Below are 18,543 nucleotides of genomic sequence, written 5' to 3'. Positions count from 1 at the left end.
AAAGCGTCAAGGAACCCTGAAATCCGACCAGCCGAAGCCGGACTGAGGGTCCCTCGATGACTTGTCAAAAAGGCCGCCGGTTATTCCTCTGCATTCATTTAATCCCTGGTTTTACCCGATGGCCCTGGATCCGTGCTCGCCCGTACCGATCCGGACGCACTCCTTAAGGTCCAGAACGAAGATCTTGCCGTCGCCGATCTCGCCGGTGTGGGCGCCCCTGACAATGGCCTCGATCGTCCGTTCCACGAAATCCTCGTTGACGGCGATGTCCAGCCGCACCTTCCGCAACAGCCCCCCCGCCTCGCGCGTTCCCCGATAGATTTCCGTATGCCCTTTCTGCCGGCCCTGCCCGAGAACGTTGGAAACGGTCATCAGATTCACGTCCACCGCCTCGAGGGCCTCCTTCACTTCCCCCAGTTTGTGGGGCTGGATGATGGCAACAATCAGTTTCATAATATTCCGCCTCTCTAATCGACGACCGTGTAGGCCGATTCGCATTGCTGGCTGAGATCCAGCCCCAGGATTTCACTTTTCCTGTCCACTTTCATGCCGAGAAGGGCATCCACAACCTTGAAGAGGATGAAGGTAACGACCCCGGCATACAGAACGGTAACGCCCACCAGCATCAACTGAACAAGAAACTGATGCAGACCGCCGAAAAACAGGCCGTCCGCCCCGGCGGCATTGACCGCCTTTTCCGCGAGAAGTCCGGTGGCAATCGTTCCCCAGGCCCCGCCGACTCCGTGAACACCGAAAGCATCCAGGGAATCGTCATAACCCAGCCGGCCCTTGACGACGGCGATGGCGGCATAGCAGATCACACTGACGCTCACCCCGATAAAAATGGCGTTGACCGGGGTTACAAATCCACAGGCCGGCGTGACGGCTACCAGACCGGCCACGGCGCCGGTCACGGCCCCCAGGACGGTCGGGGCGCCGGAAAGCCGCCATTCGATCAGTGCCCAGGTCAGGCCGGCGGCCGCTGTTGCGGTATTGGTCGTCACAAAGGCATTGGCCGCCAGTTCATTCGCCCCGAGAGCGCTTCCCGCATTGAAGCCGAACCAGCCGAACCACAGCAGCGCGCCTCCCAGGACCGTAAAGGGCAGATTGTGCGGCCGGAAAGGCTCTTTTTCATAGCCGATCCGTTTCCCCAGCAGAATCGCCATGACCAGGGCGGAAATCCCCGAACTGACATGAACCACGATTCCTCCCGCGAAATCGAGCGCTCCCAGGTTTCTCATCCAGCCTCCACTGCCCCAGACCCAGTGAGCCAGCGGATCGTAGACCAGGGTGGCCCAGAGAACCGTCATCACGAGAAAAGCCGAGAACCTGACCCTTTCCGCGAAGGCGCCGATGATCAGCGCGGGGGTGATAATGGCGAACATCGCCTGAAACATCATGAAAGCGAGGTGGGGAATGGTCGACGCATAATCGCCGTTGGGCGAACCTCCCACGCCGGAGAGCCCCACCCACGAAAGACCGCCGATGAGCCCCCAACCCGTATCCGGGCCGAAGGCCAGCGAGTATCCGTACAGGACCCACTGCAGACTGATCACGCACATGATGATGAAGCACTGCATGAGAATGGACAGAACATTTTTCCGACGCACCAGGCCGCCATAGAAAAAAGCCAGGCCGGGCGTCATGACAAAAACCAGTACGGTGGATATAAGCACCCAAGCTGTATCTCCCGCATTCATGATACATTCCTCCTTAACAATTTCCCGGAAGACCGATCATGAAAAGCCCGCGGCTTACGATCGGCCGGCGAAAAGCTTTTCCGGTAAACTTGACGCCTTAAACAAGAAGGAGCAAAGGAAGTGCCAAAGGGTGTAATCTCGATATCTTATTGATATTACGATAATTTAAAGAATAATGATTTTGTTCCCGGATTAAAACGAAACAGTTTTGTTCCGTATACCGGGATAGAACCGACAAAAATGTCTGGTCGTCGCCGACAAGGAAATTCCCCTTGCGCAACGCGGCAAAACATGGAAAGAAAGTACCGGATTTCAGGGTTGTCGAGCGCTTTCGGAGAGAAAAGAATGAACCTGGATTATACGCTTTTAAGGAGCAGGAAAAGAAAAAAAACAATCTGCCTTCAGTTGAGGAATGACGGCCGGATCATCATCCGGGCTCCTTTTTTTACCCCTGAAAGGGAAATCGACGATTTCTTCCGGTCCCGGGAGGAATGGCTGAAGCAGCGCATCCGGGAAAAGGAGTGTCGCACTGACAGAAAAAGCACCTCCAAAACTTTTCAGAATGGGGAACTTTTTCTTTTTTTGGGAACCCGCTATCCTCTCCGCATCACAGCCCTGGAAACTCATCCCCGGGGAAGGCCGCTCTTTGACGATCGGCACATTATCCTGCAACGGGATGACGCGGATCAAGGACGGGAGATCCTGACAGCCTGGTACATGGAACAGGCGGAAACGCATTTTGGGCAGAGACTCGACTTCTTCAGCCGGCAACTGAATCTTGTACCGACAGGGTTCAGAATCACCGGGGCGAGAAGTTTCTGGGGCTCCTGTTCGGCGTCAGACAGGCTGGCTTTCAACTGGCGGCTGATCATGGCGCCCCGGCCGGTCATCGATTATGTAATCGTTCATGAACTTCAGCATATCGTCGAAAAGAACCACTCCGTGGAATTCTGGAAACGCGTCGCCGCTGTGATTCCCGATCACCGGGAGCGGAGAGGCTGGCTGCGCAAAAACGGTTCGCGCTTGAATCTGTGACATCCTCTGATAAATCTTGACTTTAAATCCACATAAAGACGTGATAGCCTTGCACGATTTATCAATATTGAAAAGGAGCTGATGGGTGAATGAAGAGTTGATTCCCCTGTCCCTGCTGAAAGAAGGGGAAGAGGGGATTGTCCGTTCCGTAAAGGGAGGAAGAGGTCTGATCAGCAGGCTGGCCAGTATGGGGATCAGCCAGAACGCGCGGATCCGCATCCTTCAGAGTGCCGGCGGACGGTTTATTGTGGAAGCGGGTGACGCCCGCATCGCCCTCGGATGGTCCGAGGTCGGCCATATCAGCGTGGTCAGGAGCAGTTCTCCCCGGGAGGAAGAAGCCCCCGTCGCCGAGCAGCGCCGGATACTGGTCGCCCTCGCGGGTCAGCCCAATGTGGGAAAATCCACAATCTTCAACATCCTGACGGGGCTTTCCCAACATGTAGGCAACTGGCCTGGAAAAACAGTGGAGAAGAAGGAAGGCGTCCATATCGCTGACAACACGGAGATGCATATTGTCGACCTCCCCGGAACCTACAGTCTCTCCGCTTTTTCCGAGGAAGAGCGCGTTGCCCGGGATTTCATTCTTCAATGCCGCCCCGATGTGATCGCACTTCTTATCAATGCCGCTTCCCTGGAGCGAAGCCTCTATCTCCTTTCTGAACTGCTTCTGCTGGGCCCCCCCGTAGTCGTAGCTGTCAACATGCTGGATGTCGCTGAATCCGCTGGGATACGGATCAACATGACACAGCTCCGCAAGTCTCTCGGCATTCCCGTGGTTCCGATGATTGCCACCAAAAACACCGGGATTCAGGATCTGGTCTCCCGGGTTATCGCCACGGTTGACGGCGAAGAAGCCTATCACCCAGTCATTCCCGGAGTCAGTCCCGATCATGAGGAGGTCTTCTGCGAACTGCTGAACCTGATTCATGAGCACGTCCCTCTGGATTCCTACCCCTCAGACTGGGTGGCCATCAAACTGATGGAAGGGGATGGGGAAATCACCAGAATTGTGGAAGAGCGGGTGCCGACCACCGTCCGGGACCGGATCAATGCGTTGCTGATCGAACACGAAGACGCCCTGCATGCCGTGGTCAACGGCCGTTATGCCTGGATTAAGGCGATCACGGAAAAAGCGGTTTCCCGAAAGCGGATGGATGAGGTTCTTTTGACCGACCGGATCGATCATGTCCTGACCCGGCCCCTCTGGGGGATACCGATCCTGCTCGGGGTGTTCGCGCTGATCTTCCTGCTGACCTATAATGTCGGCTTTCCGCTGCAGATGATTCTGGAAGACGGAGTCGGCTGGCTCGGCCGTTCTCTGGAACCTTTTTTTGCATCCTCTCCGCCCTGGCTGAGAGGCATTGTCATTGACGGCGTCATTGGAGGGGCTGGTTCCGTGCTGACCTTTCTGCCTATCCTGGTCATCTTTTTCGCCGTCCTGGCTCTGCTTGAAGACGTAGGCTACATGGCCCGGGCGGCCTTTGTCATGGACCGCTTCATGCATCTCATCGGTTTGCATGGAAAGAGCTTCATGCCACTCTGCCTGGGGTTCGGATGCAATGTCCCGGCGATCATGGGCGCCCGGATACTGGAGTCTCGAAAGGCCCGGCTGCTCACCCTGCTGCTGATTCCCTTCGTCCCCTGCACCGCCCGTCTCGCCGTTCTCACCTTCATGACCGCGGCGCTCTTCGGTCATGCGGCGACCCTCGTTTCCTGGTCTCTGCTTACCTTGAACATTCTCGTCCTGGGCATCGTCGGGATGGCAGCCTCCGCGCTTTTCCTGAAAGACGAACAAACCCCGTTCATCATGGAACTGCCCCTTTATCACAAGCCCAATCTTCGAACCATCGGCATGGTCATCTGGAGCCGTTCCCTTGCCTTTGTCAAAAAAGCGGGGACGGTGATCGTCCTCGTTTCCGTCGTCGTCTGGCTGCTGTCCTATTGGCCGGAAGGCCGCGTGGAAAGCAGCCTCCTGGCCAAAGCAGGGAAATTCCTTGAACCGCTGGGCGTCCCCCTTGGCCTGGACTGGAAAATGGTAACGGCGCTGTTAACCAGTATCGTGGCAAAGGAAAACGCCATCGCCACCCTGGGAGTTCTTTACGGCGTGGGGGATGAAGGTCTGGTCAGCCTCCTGCCTTCGGTGGTCAGTTCCGCGTCGGGCCTGTCCTTTCTGGTCGTCCTGATGCTTTTTATTCCCTGCGCGGCCACGGTGGCGGTAATGAAACAGGAAATGAAAGACCGGCGCTGGTTCATCCTCTCCCTCCTTCTGACCCTGGTTATTTCCTATCTGGGAGGCATGGCCGCCTACCGTCTTGCCCTCTGGCTGGGGCTTTGAAAACGCTTGACCTGTGCGGCAGATTTCACAGAGTTCCTGCCTTGACAGCCATCATGAAAAACCTATATTTAATATACAATTCCGGTTTTATTTTTAGAGAGAAAATTATAGATTATCTCCCGGCAAAGTCATCGGAGGGAATGGAACAAACTGGACAGGCCGATACGGGAATCATTAAAGAAGAAGCTGCCCGGGCACATTGAGAAACGAGAGGGAAACATGAAGGCATTGGGTTTATTTTTCAAATACTGCTGGGTTCTTCCGGTATCCTGCATCGGCATTCTGCTGATTCCGCTTGTAATCTTTTCCGGCGGCGCCGCCTCGATTACCGGTGGCGTCATCGAAATTGAAGGAGGCATACTGCCTTTTCTGTTGTCCCGCCGCCGCCCGAATAGCACAATAGAAGCCCTGACTCTCGGACATGTCATTATCGGCCGGAACCATGAAAGCCTTAAACGGTGCCGCATCCACGAACAGGTTCATGTTCGGCAGTACGAACGCTGGGGACCTCTCTTCCCGCCTCTGTATCTTCTGGCCGGCGCGGTTGCCCGCTTGCGGGGCAGGGATCCCTACCGGGACAACCGGTTTGAACGGGAGGCGCTTCATGCCGAGGGCGCCGGGAAAATCGCATAGCGTATAAAAAGAAAGAGCGTCAATCTGCAAAGTCCGTCTTCCAATCAATCGGCTATAAAACAGACGCTCCAATTGGCGAGATCCCCAATGCATCGCGTACCCTCGATCTTCAATACAGGTGGACATCGTCCGCCGGAAATCGTGTGCCTGCCTGGCAGGCTGGGCATGCCGATCCCGGGATTGCGCCCACACGGAATTCCCTTTCTTCTTTGTCTCTGCATCTTAATTGTGTTAATAATAACTGATAAATGCAGGCAGGATTTCCCGCCGTCCGGCGCATTCAAATGCTCCTCATTTCAAAGTGATCCTCCGGTCTGCAATGGATGATTGGAAAGGGTTTATGTGAATGAATGAACCATCCTGTCTTCGTCTCTATCGGGAAGGGAAACTGCAGGAACGGATTGACCGGGCGCTTGCCCTGATTTCGCCCGCCTGCCGGCTCTGCCCGCGCAACTGCCGCGTCGACCGGCTGGCCGGTAAAACGGGGGTCTGCAGAACGGGGGACAAGGCCGTTGTTGCCAGCTATTCCCCCCATTTCGGCGAAGAGGCGCCTCTGGTGGGGTCGTACGGCTCCGGCACGATTTTTTTCAGTTCCTGCAATCTCCTTTGCTCCTTCTGCCAGAACTTCGAAATCAGCCATCACGTCGTCGGACTGGCCGTGGAACCATCCGAACTGGCTGCCATCATGCTCCGCCTCCAAAAACAGGGTTGCCACAACATCAACTTCGTGACCCCGACCCATGTGGTTCCGCAGATCCTGCAGGCCCTCCCCCCCGCAATTGAAATGGGGCTGAACGTCCCGCTGGTCTACAACTGCGGCGGTTACGAAAGCGTGGAAGCGCTGAAGCTGCTTGACGGGGTTGTCGATATCTACATGCCGGACTTCAAGTTCTGGGATAACCAGTGGGCGGAACGCTTCTGTCATATCAAGGATTACAGGGAAAGGGCGAAAGAAGCCCTGCTGGAGATGCACCGCCAGGCCGGGCTCCATCGTCTGGATGAATAACGGGCTGGAAGATCTCCGGCTGCTCTTTCTCTTTACTATGGGTTCACCCTGAAAAATGCGCCTGTAACCCGTATACACAGGAATTCTGCTCTCTGAAAACATAAGGATACTTTGGATTTCAGGTTGTTTTTGTCAAAAAAATATGCTTTAAATTTATCATTCTAAATTACACACTCCACTGGGATAACTTCATATGTTCAATCCTTTGTTCCCGGAAGACCTCAATCTGATTTATGATTTGCTCAGGAATGGAACTGACCAAAACCAAAGGGACGGCTGCTGAGGTTTCAGGGATGCAGGACGAAAGCTCTATCTTCTGGTTTTTCGGGTTAAAAATCGCCAATCCACAGAAACAGGTTCTCTTCTGTCAAGCCTCTCGCAACTGGATATCCTCCCGGCATGAGCTGAATGGCCACCATCATCATGAAAGAAAAGATGCCTCTTATCCGGACAAAAAAGGACCCTGGTTCAGAAAAGCCCGGAAGCGGGCCAAGCTCAGGACGGCATGGGCAATCTCCCGGGTCTTCAGTGAAGACAGACGATGGAAGGGACCGCAGTGGATGTGTTCATTTCAGATGGGCACACGGCTCTGATTCACGAAATGAATATCCATGAAAACAGTCTGAGACAAGCCTTTAAGGAGGTGAAACGAGCCGCAGAGAGGATCATAGCTGAAATAACTTTCTCATCAGCAATTATAATCTATTGTCAAAGAACGGATCGATGCAATATTTTTACATGAAATCCAATTTTTCAAGACGCACAATGAAGACAGGACTATTCCAAACGCTCATCCATTACTCTGCCAATGGATGCCGTATTGCTAATCCCCCGGCTGTTTCTTGCGCAGCCGTAAGTGTTTGTTACGGGCATAGGATGAAGCCTTCAACCTGTTGTTCGATTTATTTTAAAAGGAGAAAATAATGGCTGGATACAATAAGACACTGGAAGGAAATGAAATAGCGGCTCACGTCGCTTATGCGATGAGTGAGGTCGCGGCGATATACCCGATTACACCGTCGAGTACCATCGGGGAATATTGCAGCGAGTGGGCCGCGCGTGGGAAAAAGAATATTTTTGGCCAGGTCCTTGATTTAATAGAAATGCAGTCAGAAGCCGGAGCGGCGGCTGCAGTTCATGGGGCGCTTGCTGCGGGAACGCTTGCCACGACCTTCACCGCGTCTCAGGGGCTTCTGTTGATGAAACCGGACATGTACAAGATTGCGGGCGAGCTGATGCCGGCGGTCTTTCATATCGCAGCAAGGTCCGTCGCCGGCCACGCCCTGTGCATTTTCGGGGATCATTCCGATATTAACGCGGTTCGGCAGACCGGATTTTGCCAGCTCGCGTCGGCTTCCCCTCAGGAGGTCATGGACCTCGGACTGGTATCCCATCTGGCGAGCATAAAGGCCAGCCTTCCTTTTATTCATTGCTTTGACGGATTCAGAACCTCGATGGTCATTCAAAAGGTGGAATTGATCAATTACACCGATATGGCCAAACTCGTGGACTGGTACGCGATTGAGCGCTTCCGGGCAAGATCCATGAACCCGGAACATCCGCAGATGCGCGGCACATCACAGATTTCCGATATTTACTTTCAGAACCGCGAAGCCTGCTCGCCGTATTACGCACGAGTGCCGGCGATTGTGGAAGAAGAAATGAAAAAAGTCGGCGAGCTGACCGGAAGACCGTACCATCTCTTTGATTACGTGGGCCATCCCGAAGCCGACAAGATCATCGTTTCCATGGGGTCGAGCTGCGATGTCATTGAAGGAACCATCGATTATCTGAACGCGAGAGGAGCCCGTCTCGGCCTGATCAAGGTGCGGCTCTACCTTCCCTTCTCCAGGGAACACTTTTTCAAAGTCCTGCCGCGATCCGCAAAGAAAATAGCCGTGCTGGACAGAGTGAAAACGCCGCTGACCATCGGGGAACCCCTTTACCAGGATGTCAGCACGGCCATTAACGAAGGGGGATTCGGACAGATGGTCGTGGGCGGAAGATACGGACTCGGCAGTAAAGATTTCACCCCGGCCATGGTGAAGGCAGTTTACGACAATCTGGAGCAATGGGAACCCAAGCGATCTTTCACGGTCGGCATCAATGACGATGTCAGCAACTCGTCCCTTGAAGTGGGCGAAGAATTTTCCGCGTCTCCTCCAGGTACATCATCGTGCAAATTCTGGGGCATCGGCGCAGACGGGACCGTCGGCGCAAACAAGGAAGCGATCAAAATCATCGGCGAAAATACCGACCTGTACACGCAGGCTTACTTCGCCTATGATGCAAAGAAATCAGGCGGCGTTACAGTTTCCCATGTCCGCTTTTCCCCCAATAGAATTCTCTCTCATTATCTGATCAAACACGCCGATTTAATCGCCTGCCATGTCCCGGCGTACGTCCATCAGTTCGACCTGCTCGAAGGCATCGTCGACGGCGGTATTTTCCTGTTGAACTCCCCTTGGACAGTCGAGCAGATGGAAACGGAACTTCCCAGCAGCCTGCGAAGAATCATCGCGGAAAAACACCTGAAATTTTACAATATTGACGCGGTTACGATTGCGGATCGGGTTGGCCTCGGCGGAAGAATCAACATGATCATGCAGGCAGCATTCTTCAAGATAGCAAACGTGATCCCGCCGGATGAGGCGATCAACTTCCTCAAGGACGCCATCAGAAAAACATACGGGAAAAAAGGTGACAAGATCGTCAACATGAACATCGCTGCGGTGGACAAGGCACTGGACGCCATCAAGGTCATCGAAGTGCCGGAAGCATGGGCAAAGTCCGCCCGCAGTGAATATGCATATGAGAATGTTTCCGAATTCGTGACCAAGGTCATGAACCCCATGATCCTGCAGAAGGGGGATCAAGTGCCGGTGAGCGCGCTTCCTCCGGACGGCATTTTCCCGACAGCGACCTCGCAGTATGAAAAACGAGGGGTTGCCATCCATGTGCCGGAATGGATCCCTGAAAACTGCATCCAGTGCAATCAATGTTCCTTTGTCTGCCCGCACGCATCGATCAGACCAGTGCTCGTGACGGAAGAAGAGCTCAAGGAAGCTCCGGATTACTTTACAACGCTGGAAGCACAGGGAAAAGAGCTCAAAGGGCTTAGATTCAGGATTCAGGTCAGCCCGCTGGACTGCGTCGGCTGCGGCAACTGCGCGGATATATGCCCGTCAAAGGAAAAGGCGCTGGTCATGAGATATCTGTGCAGCCAGGACGATAAGCAGATTCCTAATCACAAATTTTCATTGACGGTCCCGGTCCGGGACAATCTCATGTCTAAAACTACGGTAAAAGGCAGCCAGTTCTGCCAGCCGCTGTTCGAATTCTCGGGAGCCTGCCCCGGATGCGGCGAGACGCCGTACATCAAGGTGATTACACAGCTCTTCGGCGACAGGATGATCATCGGCAATGCAACGGGATGTTCTTCGATCTATGGCGGATCCGCCCCGGTTTGCCCCTACACCGTCAATCCGAAGGGACATGGACCGGCATGGGCCAATTCCCTCTTCGAAGACAACGCGGAATTTACCCTGGGCGTAGAAATGGGAGTTGCCAAGAGACGTGACAAACTGGCTTCCTTCATGAGGGACGCGATCCAGCAGGGCATTTCGGAAGGCCTTAAAAATCTTTTTGAAGCATGGCTGGCGGGAATGAACGATCCCGGCAAGACGAAGGAACTGAGAGATCAGATTGAAGAGGCGCTTTCCAATGAGATATTGAAATCCGTCGGCCCGCAAAAGGATAACCTCATTAATATTCTCAAATTAAAAGATATGATCGTGAAGAAATCGATCTGGGCGATCGGCGGAGACGGCTGGGCCTACGACATTGGATACGGCGGACTGGACCACGTGATGGCGCAGAATCACGATCTGAACATCCTTGTCCTGGATACCGAAGTCTATTCCAATACCGGCGGCCAGGCTTCCAAGTCCACACCTACCGGCGCAGTCGCAAAATTCGCGGCAAAAGGCAAACCTATCGGGAAAAAGGATCTCGGCCGCATGGCTATGGTTTACCGGTATGTGTACGTCGCTTCGGTGGCCATGGGAGCCAGCAAGACTCAGTTCCTTAAAGCCGTTACCGAAGCGGAAAGCTATCCCGGAACCTCGCTGATTATCGCCTATTCGCCCTGCATCAATCATGGCATCGATATGGGGAAAAGTCAGGAGGAAGAGAAAAGAGCGGTGGAAGCCGGTTACTGGCCGTTATACCGTTATAACCCGCTTCTCGCCGCCGAAGGCAAAAATCCGTTCCAGCTGGATTCCGGCGAAATCAAGGGAGACTTCCAGGAGTTTATCAACGGTGAAGTCCGCTATTCAAGCCTGAAGAGAATGTTCCCCGATGTCGCTGATAAATTGTATAAGCTGGCTGAAGAAGAAGCGAAAGAAAGAATCGCGATTTACAAAAAGCTTGCCGGCAAATAAAGAAGAAAATGCAGGGTGAAGATTTTATTCTGATTCCGCTAAAATCCCCGGATTCCACAATCCGGGGATTTTGTATTTTGTTATTTCATGTGGACATCAGCGATGCTGTTTCTGATGATTTAACAAAGATTTCTTCCAATTTAAATACATTTTCAATTTCGTGACACCGGCCATTGGAGTTCCGCAGATCCTCAAGACCCTGCGACTCGCCCACCAGGATGAACAGCCGGCGGCAGAAGTTATCCTGGTTACCATGGCTACCGGGGTTTCTGATAATAGCGCATCGCTTCGGGAATGAGAGATTCAATATTCGCAATCCGGGTTGTTGGCGCCGGGTGGGTGGATAAAAATTCCAGAGTGCGCCCACCGCCCTGGGCATTCATCCTCTGCCAGAGCCCCACTGCGGCTCTCGGGTCATAACCGGCCTTGGCCATGAGAACCAGACCGATCCGATCCGCTTCGTTTTCGTGGAGACGGCTGTAAGGAAGCATGTAACCGATGTTCGCGCCGACGCCGTAAAGTTGGAGAAAAAGCTCCTGAGTGGCCGCAGCCTGACTGGCCAGGGCCGCGGACAAACCGATCCCCCCGAACTGAACGAGAAGGGCCTGGCTCATCCTTTCGTTCCCGTGTCGTGCTATGGCATGGGCCACCTCATGCCCCACCACGACGGCCAACCCCGTTTCATCCCGGGTAATGGGAAGAATCCCCGTATACACAGCCACTTTGCCGCCGGGCATGCACCAGGCATTAACCGTCTTGTCGTCTTCAATCAGGTTGAACTCCCATTTGTACTGCGCGACTTCCGCCCCCGCGCCTGATTCTCTCAAAAAGGATTCCGCGGCAGCGGCAATTCTTCCGCCGACCCGCTTGACCATCTGCACCTTTTCCGCATCCCGGGAAAGCGTCGCCTTCTTCAGGACATCGTTATATTGCTGATAACTCATTGTCACCAGTTCTGAATCGGGAACCAGGCTCAGACTGCTTCTTCCGGTAAGGGGAACAGTCGTGCAGGACAGCAGGAAAAAAATCAGAGCCAGACCGGCCATTCCCAACAGAAAGGCTTTTCGCGGGGAAAAGAAGCGTTTGCCGTTTTTCGAAGAAATATTGCCCATCATATGCACACCTCCTCTATTAATGAGACGTCACGTAAGGATTTCCGCCTGCGGTCAGCCTTCAGGACAGAATTTTCTGCAGGCCGGCAAAGGCGAAGAGAAAGGCGAAGCCGACAAGCAGGCAGGCACAGCTACCAAGCACTCTTCGATAGAGGCGCTCACTGAAAAAGGAACGCCCTTTGGCCACGGTCGTTGAAACGAGGCCGTAAAATGCCATATCCCCCAGGATATGGCCGATGAAGAAAACGGCAATGCCGGCCATGCCGGACGTCCGGCATTGCGCGATATACCCCAGGCCGATGGTGGCCCACCAGATATACCAGTAGGGATTGGCAAGACTCAGGAGGATCCCGTAAAGCACCAGCCGGCCATGATGCTCTCCGCCATCCTGCCATTCCAGCCGCAGAGAGGGCAGTGACTTGAAGATGTCCCAGGCCATCCAGAGAAGAATAACGGATCCGGCAAGGGCAATGACTGTAAAAACATTGTCTTTGAGGAGAAGAGGGGCCAGGCCGATCATCAATGCCACCAGAAGAGCCAGCTCCAGGAATCCATGACCAACCACCAATAGTGGTCCCGTCCAGATTCCTCGCCGGGAACTTTGGCTGATCGTGGCCGTAAGCATCGGCCCCGGCATCATCGCCCCGGAAAGGGCAATCACAAAGGATGAAAAAAAAATGGTGATCAGGGCAAGCAAAAGACATCTCCTCAACAATAACAGCGCTTCCGACATGGCTGCCGAAAGCGCTGCTTCTTAGTTCATACTACTCTATTACCATGATTTCTCTATGACAAGAGGAAATATCAGAAAAAAGATAATCCGCAGGAATTACTTCGCTCCGAGGGGCAGCACGATCCGGCCGAAGCTTTCATTGAGCACCTGGGCCATGGCGCAGTAAATGGCCAGGGAGCCGCAGAAGACCCCTTCCCATCCCGTAAGAACAGCCCACGTCCCTTTCCATCCGAAGCCATCCCGGGCGGCCAGCATCCAGAAAAGTATGGTCAGGGTTAAAAAAACCGCCTGAAGCACACGGGTGGCCTTCCAGGTTCCGATCCACATGAAAAAGGTAAACAGCCCCCACATGAACAGATAGGCGGTCATAAAGGCCTCACTGTTTTTGGTCATGCCGAGTTGTCCGTTGAAGTAGACGAGAAATACCAGGGTGAGCCAGAAAAGACCGTAGGACGTGAAAGCCGTCGTACCGAAGGTATTGCCCTTCTTGAACTCCATGATCCCGGCGATGACCTGGCCAGGCCGCCATAAAAGATGCCCATGGCCAGGATTCCAGCGCCTAACTCGAACAGCCCGGCATTGTGCAGGTTTAAAAGAACCGTTGTCATTCCGAAGCCCATGAGACCCAATGGTGCAGGATTCGCTAAATTGTCCGACATGATGAAACCTCCTTTGCGCTTGATTTGTTTCCCCCTCCTTTTCCGGGCAGGGACTATAGGCAAACTCGGAATGCATGTCAATGAAAAGCGGTCCCGAAAAATAGATCCCATGGCAATCCGTTCCGCCGGTTTGCCTGCGGATGGCTCGGATGAGAATGCCCTTGCAGTAAAAGTAAATTGATAATTCCGAACAAGTATGATGATCATATCGACTTACAATAATCGCGCTCAATGTTGTTCAACCCCGTACCGCGGCAACCGCCTGGATAAGGAAATCCTCATTGCGCCGGACGTCCTGTTCGTTTACGTGAAGCATCCCGGCGGCGCCTTAAAGGGAACTGATCTTATCTAAGGGATCAGACACGGCACAAAAGAAACGAACTCATATCAAGAAACGGCAATGAACGGCTGGTGTGGAAAAATCCTGAAAATCGATCTGTCTTCCGGCCGGACGGAAGCGAAGCGTCCGGAACGGGAGATTTATGCCCGGTGGATCGGCGGCCGTGGGCTGGCAGGTTATTATCTCCGGGATAAGGTGACGCGGTCCTGGGATCATCCGGAAATGCCCCTGCTTTTCTTTACCGGCCCTCTGGTCGGCACGACCTCTCCGACTTCCGGCCGGATGACCGTCATGTCCCGCTCCCCGCTGACCGGCACGGCAGGAGACGCCTCCGTCGGCGGATCGCTGGGAACCGCGCTGAAAAAGGCGGGATGGGACGGCCTGATCATCACCGGCCGGGCAAAGACCCTCTGCGGGATCGAAATTGCCGATGATCAGGTGACTCTTGTGGATGCCGCAGCCCTGGCCGGCACGGGGACATCCGGGGCGTATGCCCGTCTGAAAAAGAAAGGAGCGGTCGCCCTGGCGGGCCCCGCGGCGGGGGTGGGGGTTCGTTTTGCCGACATCGTCGTGGACGGTCACTACGCCGCAGGTCGAGCTGGCCTGGGGCTGCATTTTGCCGCCCGGAATCTGAAATACCTGACCGTCCGGGGTTCAGGCAAAATCCGTATCGCCTACCCCGAGGCTCTGAAAAAGGCAAATGAAGACGTCCGTCGCCTGATGGCGGCTTCACCGGTTCTCCTCGGGGAACTGGGAATCGGACAATACGGGACGGCGGCGCTTTACGACCTTCTTGACGCCCGCCGGATGATGCCGACGGACAATTTCCGCCGCACCCGCTTTGACGCAGCCCGGCGCATGAACGCCCATGCCTTCCGCCAACGTTATGCCCCCCGCCGGACGGGTTGCCGGGGCTGTTCCATCCTCTGCAAGAAGATCGCGGCTGATGGCCGAAGCCTTCCCGAATTCGAAACCCTTTCCCACTTCAGCGCTCTCGTGGGAAATACCAATCTGGAAACGGTGATGGAGGCCAACCGGCTGTGCAACGACCTGGGGATGGACACCATTTCGGCGGCGGCGACGCTGGCCTGCCATGGGGAAATTCGGGGAAGGCCCCTGGAACCTTCGGAGATTCTCTCTCTTCTCATGGATATCGGAACAGGACGGGGCATCGGACAGGCCCTGGGACAGGGAGCCGCCGCCTATGCGCGGGCATGCGGACGGCCGGAGACGGCCATGACGGTGAAGAACCTGGAACTGCCGGGCTACGATCCCCGGGGAGCTTACGGAATGGCCCTGGCATATGCCACGTCGACGCGGGGGGGCTGCCACCTCCGGGCTTATCCCATCAGCCATGAGATCCTGCGAAAACCTGTGGCGACGGACCGTTTTACCTTCAGCGGCAAGGCCCGGATCATCAAAGGGGCGGAAGATCTTTTTGCCGTTGTCGATTCCCTTACCGCCTGCAAGTTTGTTTTTTTCGCTGCTTCCCTGGAGGAATACGCCCGGATCTACACCGCTGTGACGGGCGTCGAATCCTCGGCTGATGACCTGTTGACGGCGGGGGAACGGATCGATTATTCGGAACGGATCATGAACGACAACAACGGCTTCCGTGGAACCGACGACGACCTGCCCGCCCGCTTTTTTGAGTTGCCGGGCACGGGAGACGGCCATCTGGAAATTCCGCCCCTGGATCGGGCCGAATTTTTAAAGGCGCGGGCGGCATACCGGCGCATCCGCGGTCTGAATGAAGAGGGACGGCCGACTCGAGAAAAAGCAGCGGAGATGGCAATCGATTGGGACGGGAGCAGCGAAGGATGAGGACTGCATGGAGCGACTGATCCGAAAATATGTGGACAAGCTTATCCGATCCGGACTGGCCGAAGCGGGCGCTCCCTTGATGGGGGCCCGGGATGCCGAACTGATCTGGAACCGGGAGGATAAAAACCGCGCGATTCTGCAGGAAATTTTCACGGGACTGCACATTTCGACACTCCTTTTTGCGCTCCCTGCCGAACCCTACCGCACTCTCGTGGATTTCCTGGCCCGGACGTCTCCGGGAACCATCCACCCACAGGACACGGAAACCCGGACATTCCTCCACGACCTGCCTGTGGTCACGTCCCTTGCGCCAGCGGAAATCATCCGAGCCCTGAAAAACCGGAAATGCGCCATCGTGCCCGGCCGGGGAATTATCACCTATGGAACGGTAAGCCCCGAACAGGCCTTCGTGACGTTCAGCTCCGCCTGCTTTGCCTGTTTCGTCAAGTTTTTCGCCGATTACCTCCGGGATGTCCGGAACGGCTCTGCAAACCCGGAGCAGAAGGCTGTTTTTCAGCAGGTTGTGGATTACCTCGGCTCCCCCGCCCGGCTGGATTTTTCCCTGACGCATGGCCCTTTCCGGGATGAAGCGACCGTCCTGACCGCCATGGAAGAAGCGGGCAAGGCCACGGTAGACTGTCGGCTGGTCGATTCCTATTTCGGGAATATCTCCTGTCTTTTCAAAGATATCCTCTATATCAGTCAGACAGGCAGTTCCCTGGACGAGCTGCGGGGCTGCATCGATCCCGTGCCCATGGACGGCTCCTCCTGCGTCGGCATCACCGCCTCCAGCGAGTTGAGCGCCCACCGGGCGATCGTAACTGCGGGAACCCACCGAACCGTCCTGCACGGCCATCCGAAATTCTCCGTCATCCTTTCCCTGGCCTGCAACGAGAAAAATTGCGCGCTGCGGGGACAATGTCATCTTCGCTGCCCCCGCCGGCGGCAGGCGGCCGGCGTCCCCATCGTCCCCGGCGAGGTGGGAACGGGCCCTTACGGCCTCTGCCATACCGTTCCCCCGGCGCTGGCCGAACACCGGGGCGCCATCGTTTACGGCCATGGCGTCTTCACCGTCGGGAAAACCGATTTCAATGATGCCTTTGCCTCCCTCCTGGACATCGAAAATGCCTGCCGCAAGGAGTACTTCGCCAGCCTCTGACCGGTGTATTCACACCGGAGAAATCGTCATCACTTCCTATCGAGCGGCCTGCAACGAAGCCGGGCAGATACGGGTCATCCCCTGGAACCCGATATGGTCATCATATGAAGCGCATCGGCTGCGGAATGTCTACAAAAACTCCAACAAGATCATATGTGAAGCCGAACAACATCTTTGCCTGGCTGGCGGGAAACCGGGAGTTTTCAGGATAGACAGTCCAAGAACGCCCAGGTTGAAATCCGTCGGAGATCCGGTGTGCGTGCTTCCCGGGCGACCGATGTAAAAAAGGGATGGATGCATCGCTCGATACACCCATCCCCTTTCAATCCTTATCAATCGCCCTTCTTACCTTGAGCGCCTTTGCCGCATTCCCATTCACATTTTATAGTACATGTGTCCTGCCCTCTGAAACCCTCGACGCGAGAATACAATCACGGTTCCATCTTTGCGTTCGGATCTTTTGCCCATTCCTGCATGGAGCCGTCGTAATTCCTGACGTTTGTGTATCCGAGGACATCATGCAGAATGAACCACCACATGCTGGCTACCCGTCCCGAATCACAGTAAACGATGATCTCCCGGGATAGATCGCTGCCCACAACGCCGGAAGCCATATTTTTCAATTGCGCCTTGTCTTTCAAGGTATAGCAGCAGGTTTCAAGATGTTCACCCGGCGGATACTTCTCGAACACTTGTGCTGTCGGGAGATTGACCGCCCCTGCGATTCTGCCCGCCTTTGCGACAAAGGGAAGCTTGTTTGTGCCGCTGAAAAATTCCGGCTCCCGGACATCCACAATCAAGGCTTTCCCCAGTTGACTCATGACATAGTCTTTTTTAGCCAGAAGATTCTTGTCAAATTTCCCGCGGTAGGGCTTTGCCTTCGGCTTTACGGCCTCTGTCGACACGGCCCGTTTTTCCCTTACCATCCACTTGGTATGCCCCCCGTCGAGGATGCCGACGGTTTTAACCCCGGCGTATTTCAGCGTCCAGGCAACCCGGGTTGTGTTGACCCGGTCGGGACCTGATTCCGTAGTCCCAGCTACAACAACAATCGAGTCAGGACTGATGCCCGCGGAACTCAATAAATCGATGAGTTCATCATCCTCCGGAAGCTGGTTGTCCAATTCACCCTTTTTTATCGCCCAGGTCCCATAGAACATGCTGATTGCGCCGGGAATGTGGCCTGCCCGATAGTCTTCAACTTTCCGGATATCCACGATGATTACTTTTGGATTATCAAGATTCTGCTGGAGCCAATCGGTCGACACGACCGGAGAAAACTCCTGGGCAATCGCTGCCAGGGGCAAGAAAAGGAAAACAATCAAGAGAAGTGAAAAATATTTAATCTTTTTCATGGCAACCTCCTTAATGCTTACAGGTATTTGGTCTGTACACCGGTTTACTGTTGGCCTGAGCGCCTTTTCTCAATCCGTTGATCCTTTGTTCAATACGCCGTTTATTATTTTTTCCCCCTTTCACATTTCAACTTGTCCTGGTTTTCCTGGAATGCACCCTTCGCTAACTCCCGCTTAACGCTCCGGCAACAAAATACATTCCTGTGGCCA

General features: G+C 54.7%; 13 protein-coding genes and 1 pseudogene. 8 read left to right on the top strand and 6 right to left on the bottom strand.

Annotation, left to right across the window (positions count from 1 at the left end; all coding sequences use genetic code 11):
• Positions 1-111 precede the first annotated feature (111 nt).
• Entirely contained in the window at positions 112-453 is a 342-nt protein-coding gene (locus SYN_RS00550) for a P-II family nitrogen regulator (protein ID WP_041584553.1), read from the bottom strand.
• Between the two features lie 14 nt (positions 454-467).
• Positions 468-1,700, bottom strand: a complete 1,233-nt coding sequence (locus tag SYN_RS00545) for an ammonium transporter (protein ID WP_011416029.1) — start codon at positions 1,698-1,700, stop codon at positions 468-470.
• A gap of 291 nt (positions 1,701-1,991) precedes the next feature.
• On the opposite strand from SYN_RS00545, the gene SYN_RS00540 reads away from it, so the two are divergent.
• The 6 genes from SYN_RS00540 to nifJ all read left to right on the top strand — a co-directional run bounded on the left by SYN_RS00540 (position 1,992) and on the right by nifJ (position 11,151).
• On the top strand, positions 1,992-2,735 hold the full coding sequence (locus tag SYN_RS00540) for a M48 family metallopeptidase (protein WP_011416027.1): 744 nt from the start codon (positions 1,992-1,994) through the stop codon (positions 2,733-2,735).
• An 85-nt stretch (positions 2,736-2,820) separates the two neighbouring features.
• On the top strand, positions 2,821-5,070 hold the full coding sequence (gene feoB / locus SYN_RS00535; protein ID WP_011416026.1) for a ferrous iron transport protein B: 2,250 nt from the start codon (positions 2,821-2,823) through the stop codon (positions 5,068-5,070).
• 219 nt (positions 5,071-5,289) lie between these two features.
• Entirely contained in the window at positions 5,290-5,703 is a 414-nt protein-coding gene (locus SYN_RS00530; RefSeq protein ID WP_011416024.1) for a hypothetical protein, read from the top strand.
• Between the two features lie 346 nt (positions 5,704-6,049).
• Positions 6,050-6,709, top strand: coding sequence for a pyruvate formate lyase family activating protein (locus tag SYN_RS00525; protein WP_011416022.1), 660 nt, complete (start codon positions 6,050-6,052; stop codon positions 6,707-6,709).
• 248 nt (positions 6,710-6,957) lie between these two features.
• The gene (locus tag SYN_RS00520) at positions 6,958-7,302 is read left to right on the top strand and encodes a hypothetical protein (protein ID WP_041584552.1); all 345 of its coding nucleotides are present in this window, start codon (positions 6,958-6,960) and stop codon (positions 7,300-7,302) included.
• 330 nt (positions 7,303-7,632) lie between these two features.
• Positions 7,633-11,151, top strand: coding sequence for a pyruvate:ferredoxin (flavodoxin) oxidoreductase (gene nifJ / locus SYN_RS00515; protein WP_011416020.1), 3,519 nt, complete (start codon positions 7,633-7,635; stop codon positions 11,149-11,151).
• Positions 11,152-11,408: 257 nt separating this feature from the next.
• Here nifJ and SYN_RS00510 read toward each other — a convergent pair whose 3' ends face one another.
• The 3 genes and pseudogenes from SYN_RS00510 to SYN_RS00500 form a co-directional block, all read right to left on the bottom strand.
• Complete coding sequence (locus SYN_RS00510) at positions 11,409-12,266, bottom strand: M48 family metallopeptidase (protein ID WP_202943579.1); 858 nt, start codon at positions 12,264-12,266, stop codon at positions 11,409-11,411.
• A 58-nt stretch (positions 12,267-12,324) separates the two neighbouring features.
• On the bottom strand, positions 12,325-12,960 hold the full coding sequence (locus SYN_RS00505) for a LysE family transporter (protein WP_041584551.1): 636 nt from the start codon (positions 12,958-12,960) through the stop codon (positions 12,325-12,327).
• Positions 12,961-13,092: 132 nt separating this feature from the next.
• Positions 13,093-13,655: pseudogene (locus SYN_RS00500) on the bottom strand (acetate uptake transporter).
• Between the two features lie 400 nt (positions 13,656-14,055).
• Here SYN_RS00500 and SYN_RS00490 point away from each other — a divergent pair.
• Both SYN_RS00490 and SYN_RS00485 read left to right on the top strand, forming a co-directional pair.
• Positions 14,056-15,819, top strand: a complete 1,764-nt coding sequence (locus SYN_RS00490) for an aldehyde ferredoxin oxidoreductase family protein (protein ID WP_011416014.1) — start codon at positions 14,056-14,058, stop codon at positions 15,817-15,819.
• 7 nt (positions 15,820-15,826) lie between these two features.
• Positions 15,827-16,978 (top strand): class II aldolase/adducin family protein, encoded by a 1,152-nt coding sequence (locus tag SYN_RS00485; RefSeq protein WP_041584549.1) that lies wholly within the window; start codon positions 15,827-15,829, stop codon positions 16,976-16,978.
• Between the two features lie 431 nt (positions 16,979-17,409).
• Here SYN_RS00485 and SYN_RS00480 read toward each other — a convergent pair whose 3' ends face one another.
• Complete coding sequence (locus SYN_RS00480; RefSeq protein WP_011416011.1) at positions 17,410-18,333, bottom strand: sulfurtransferase; 924 nt, start codon at positions 18,331-18,333, stop codon at positions 17,410-17,412.
• Between the last annotated feature and the right edge of the window lie 210 nt (positions 18,334-18,543).

This window comes from Syntrophus aciditrophicus SB (genome assembly GCF_000013405.1).
Lineage (GTDB): Bacteria > Desulfobacterota > Syntrophia > Syntrophales > Syntrophaceae > Syntrophus > Syntrophus aciditrophicus.
The sequence above is the reverse complement of the archived record's forward strand: the minus strand, read 5'-3'. Positions and strand labels throughout refer to the sequence as shown.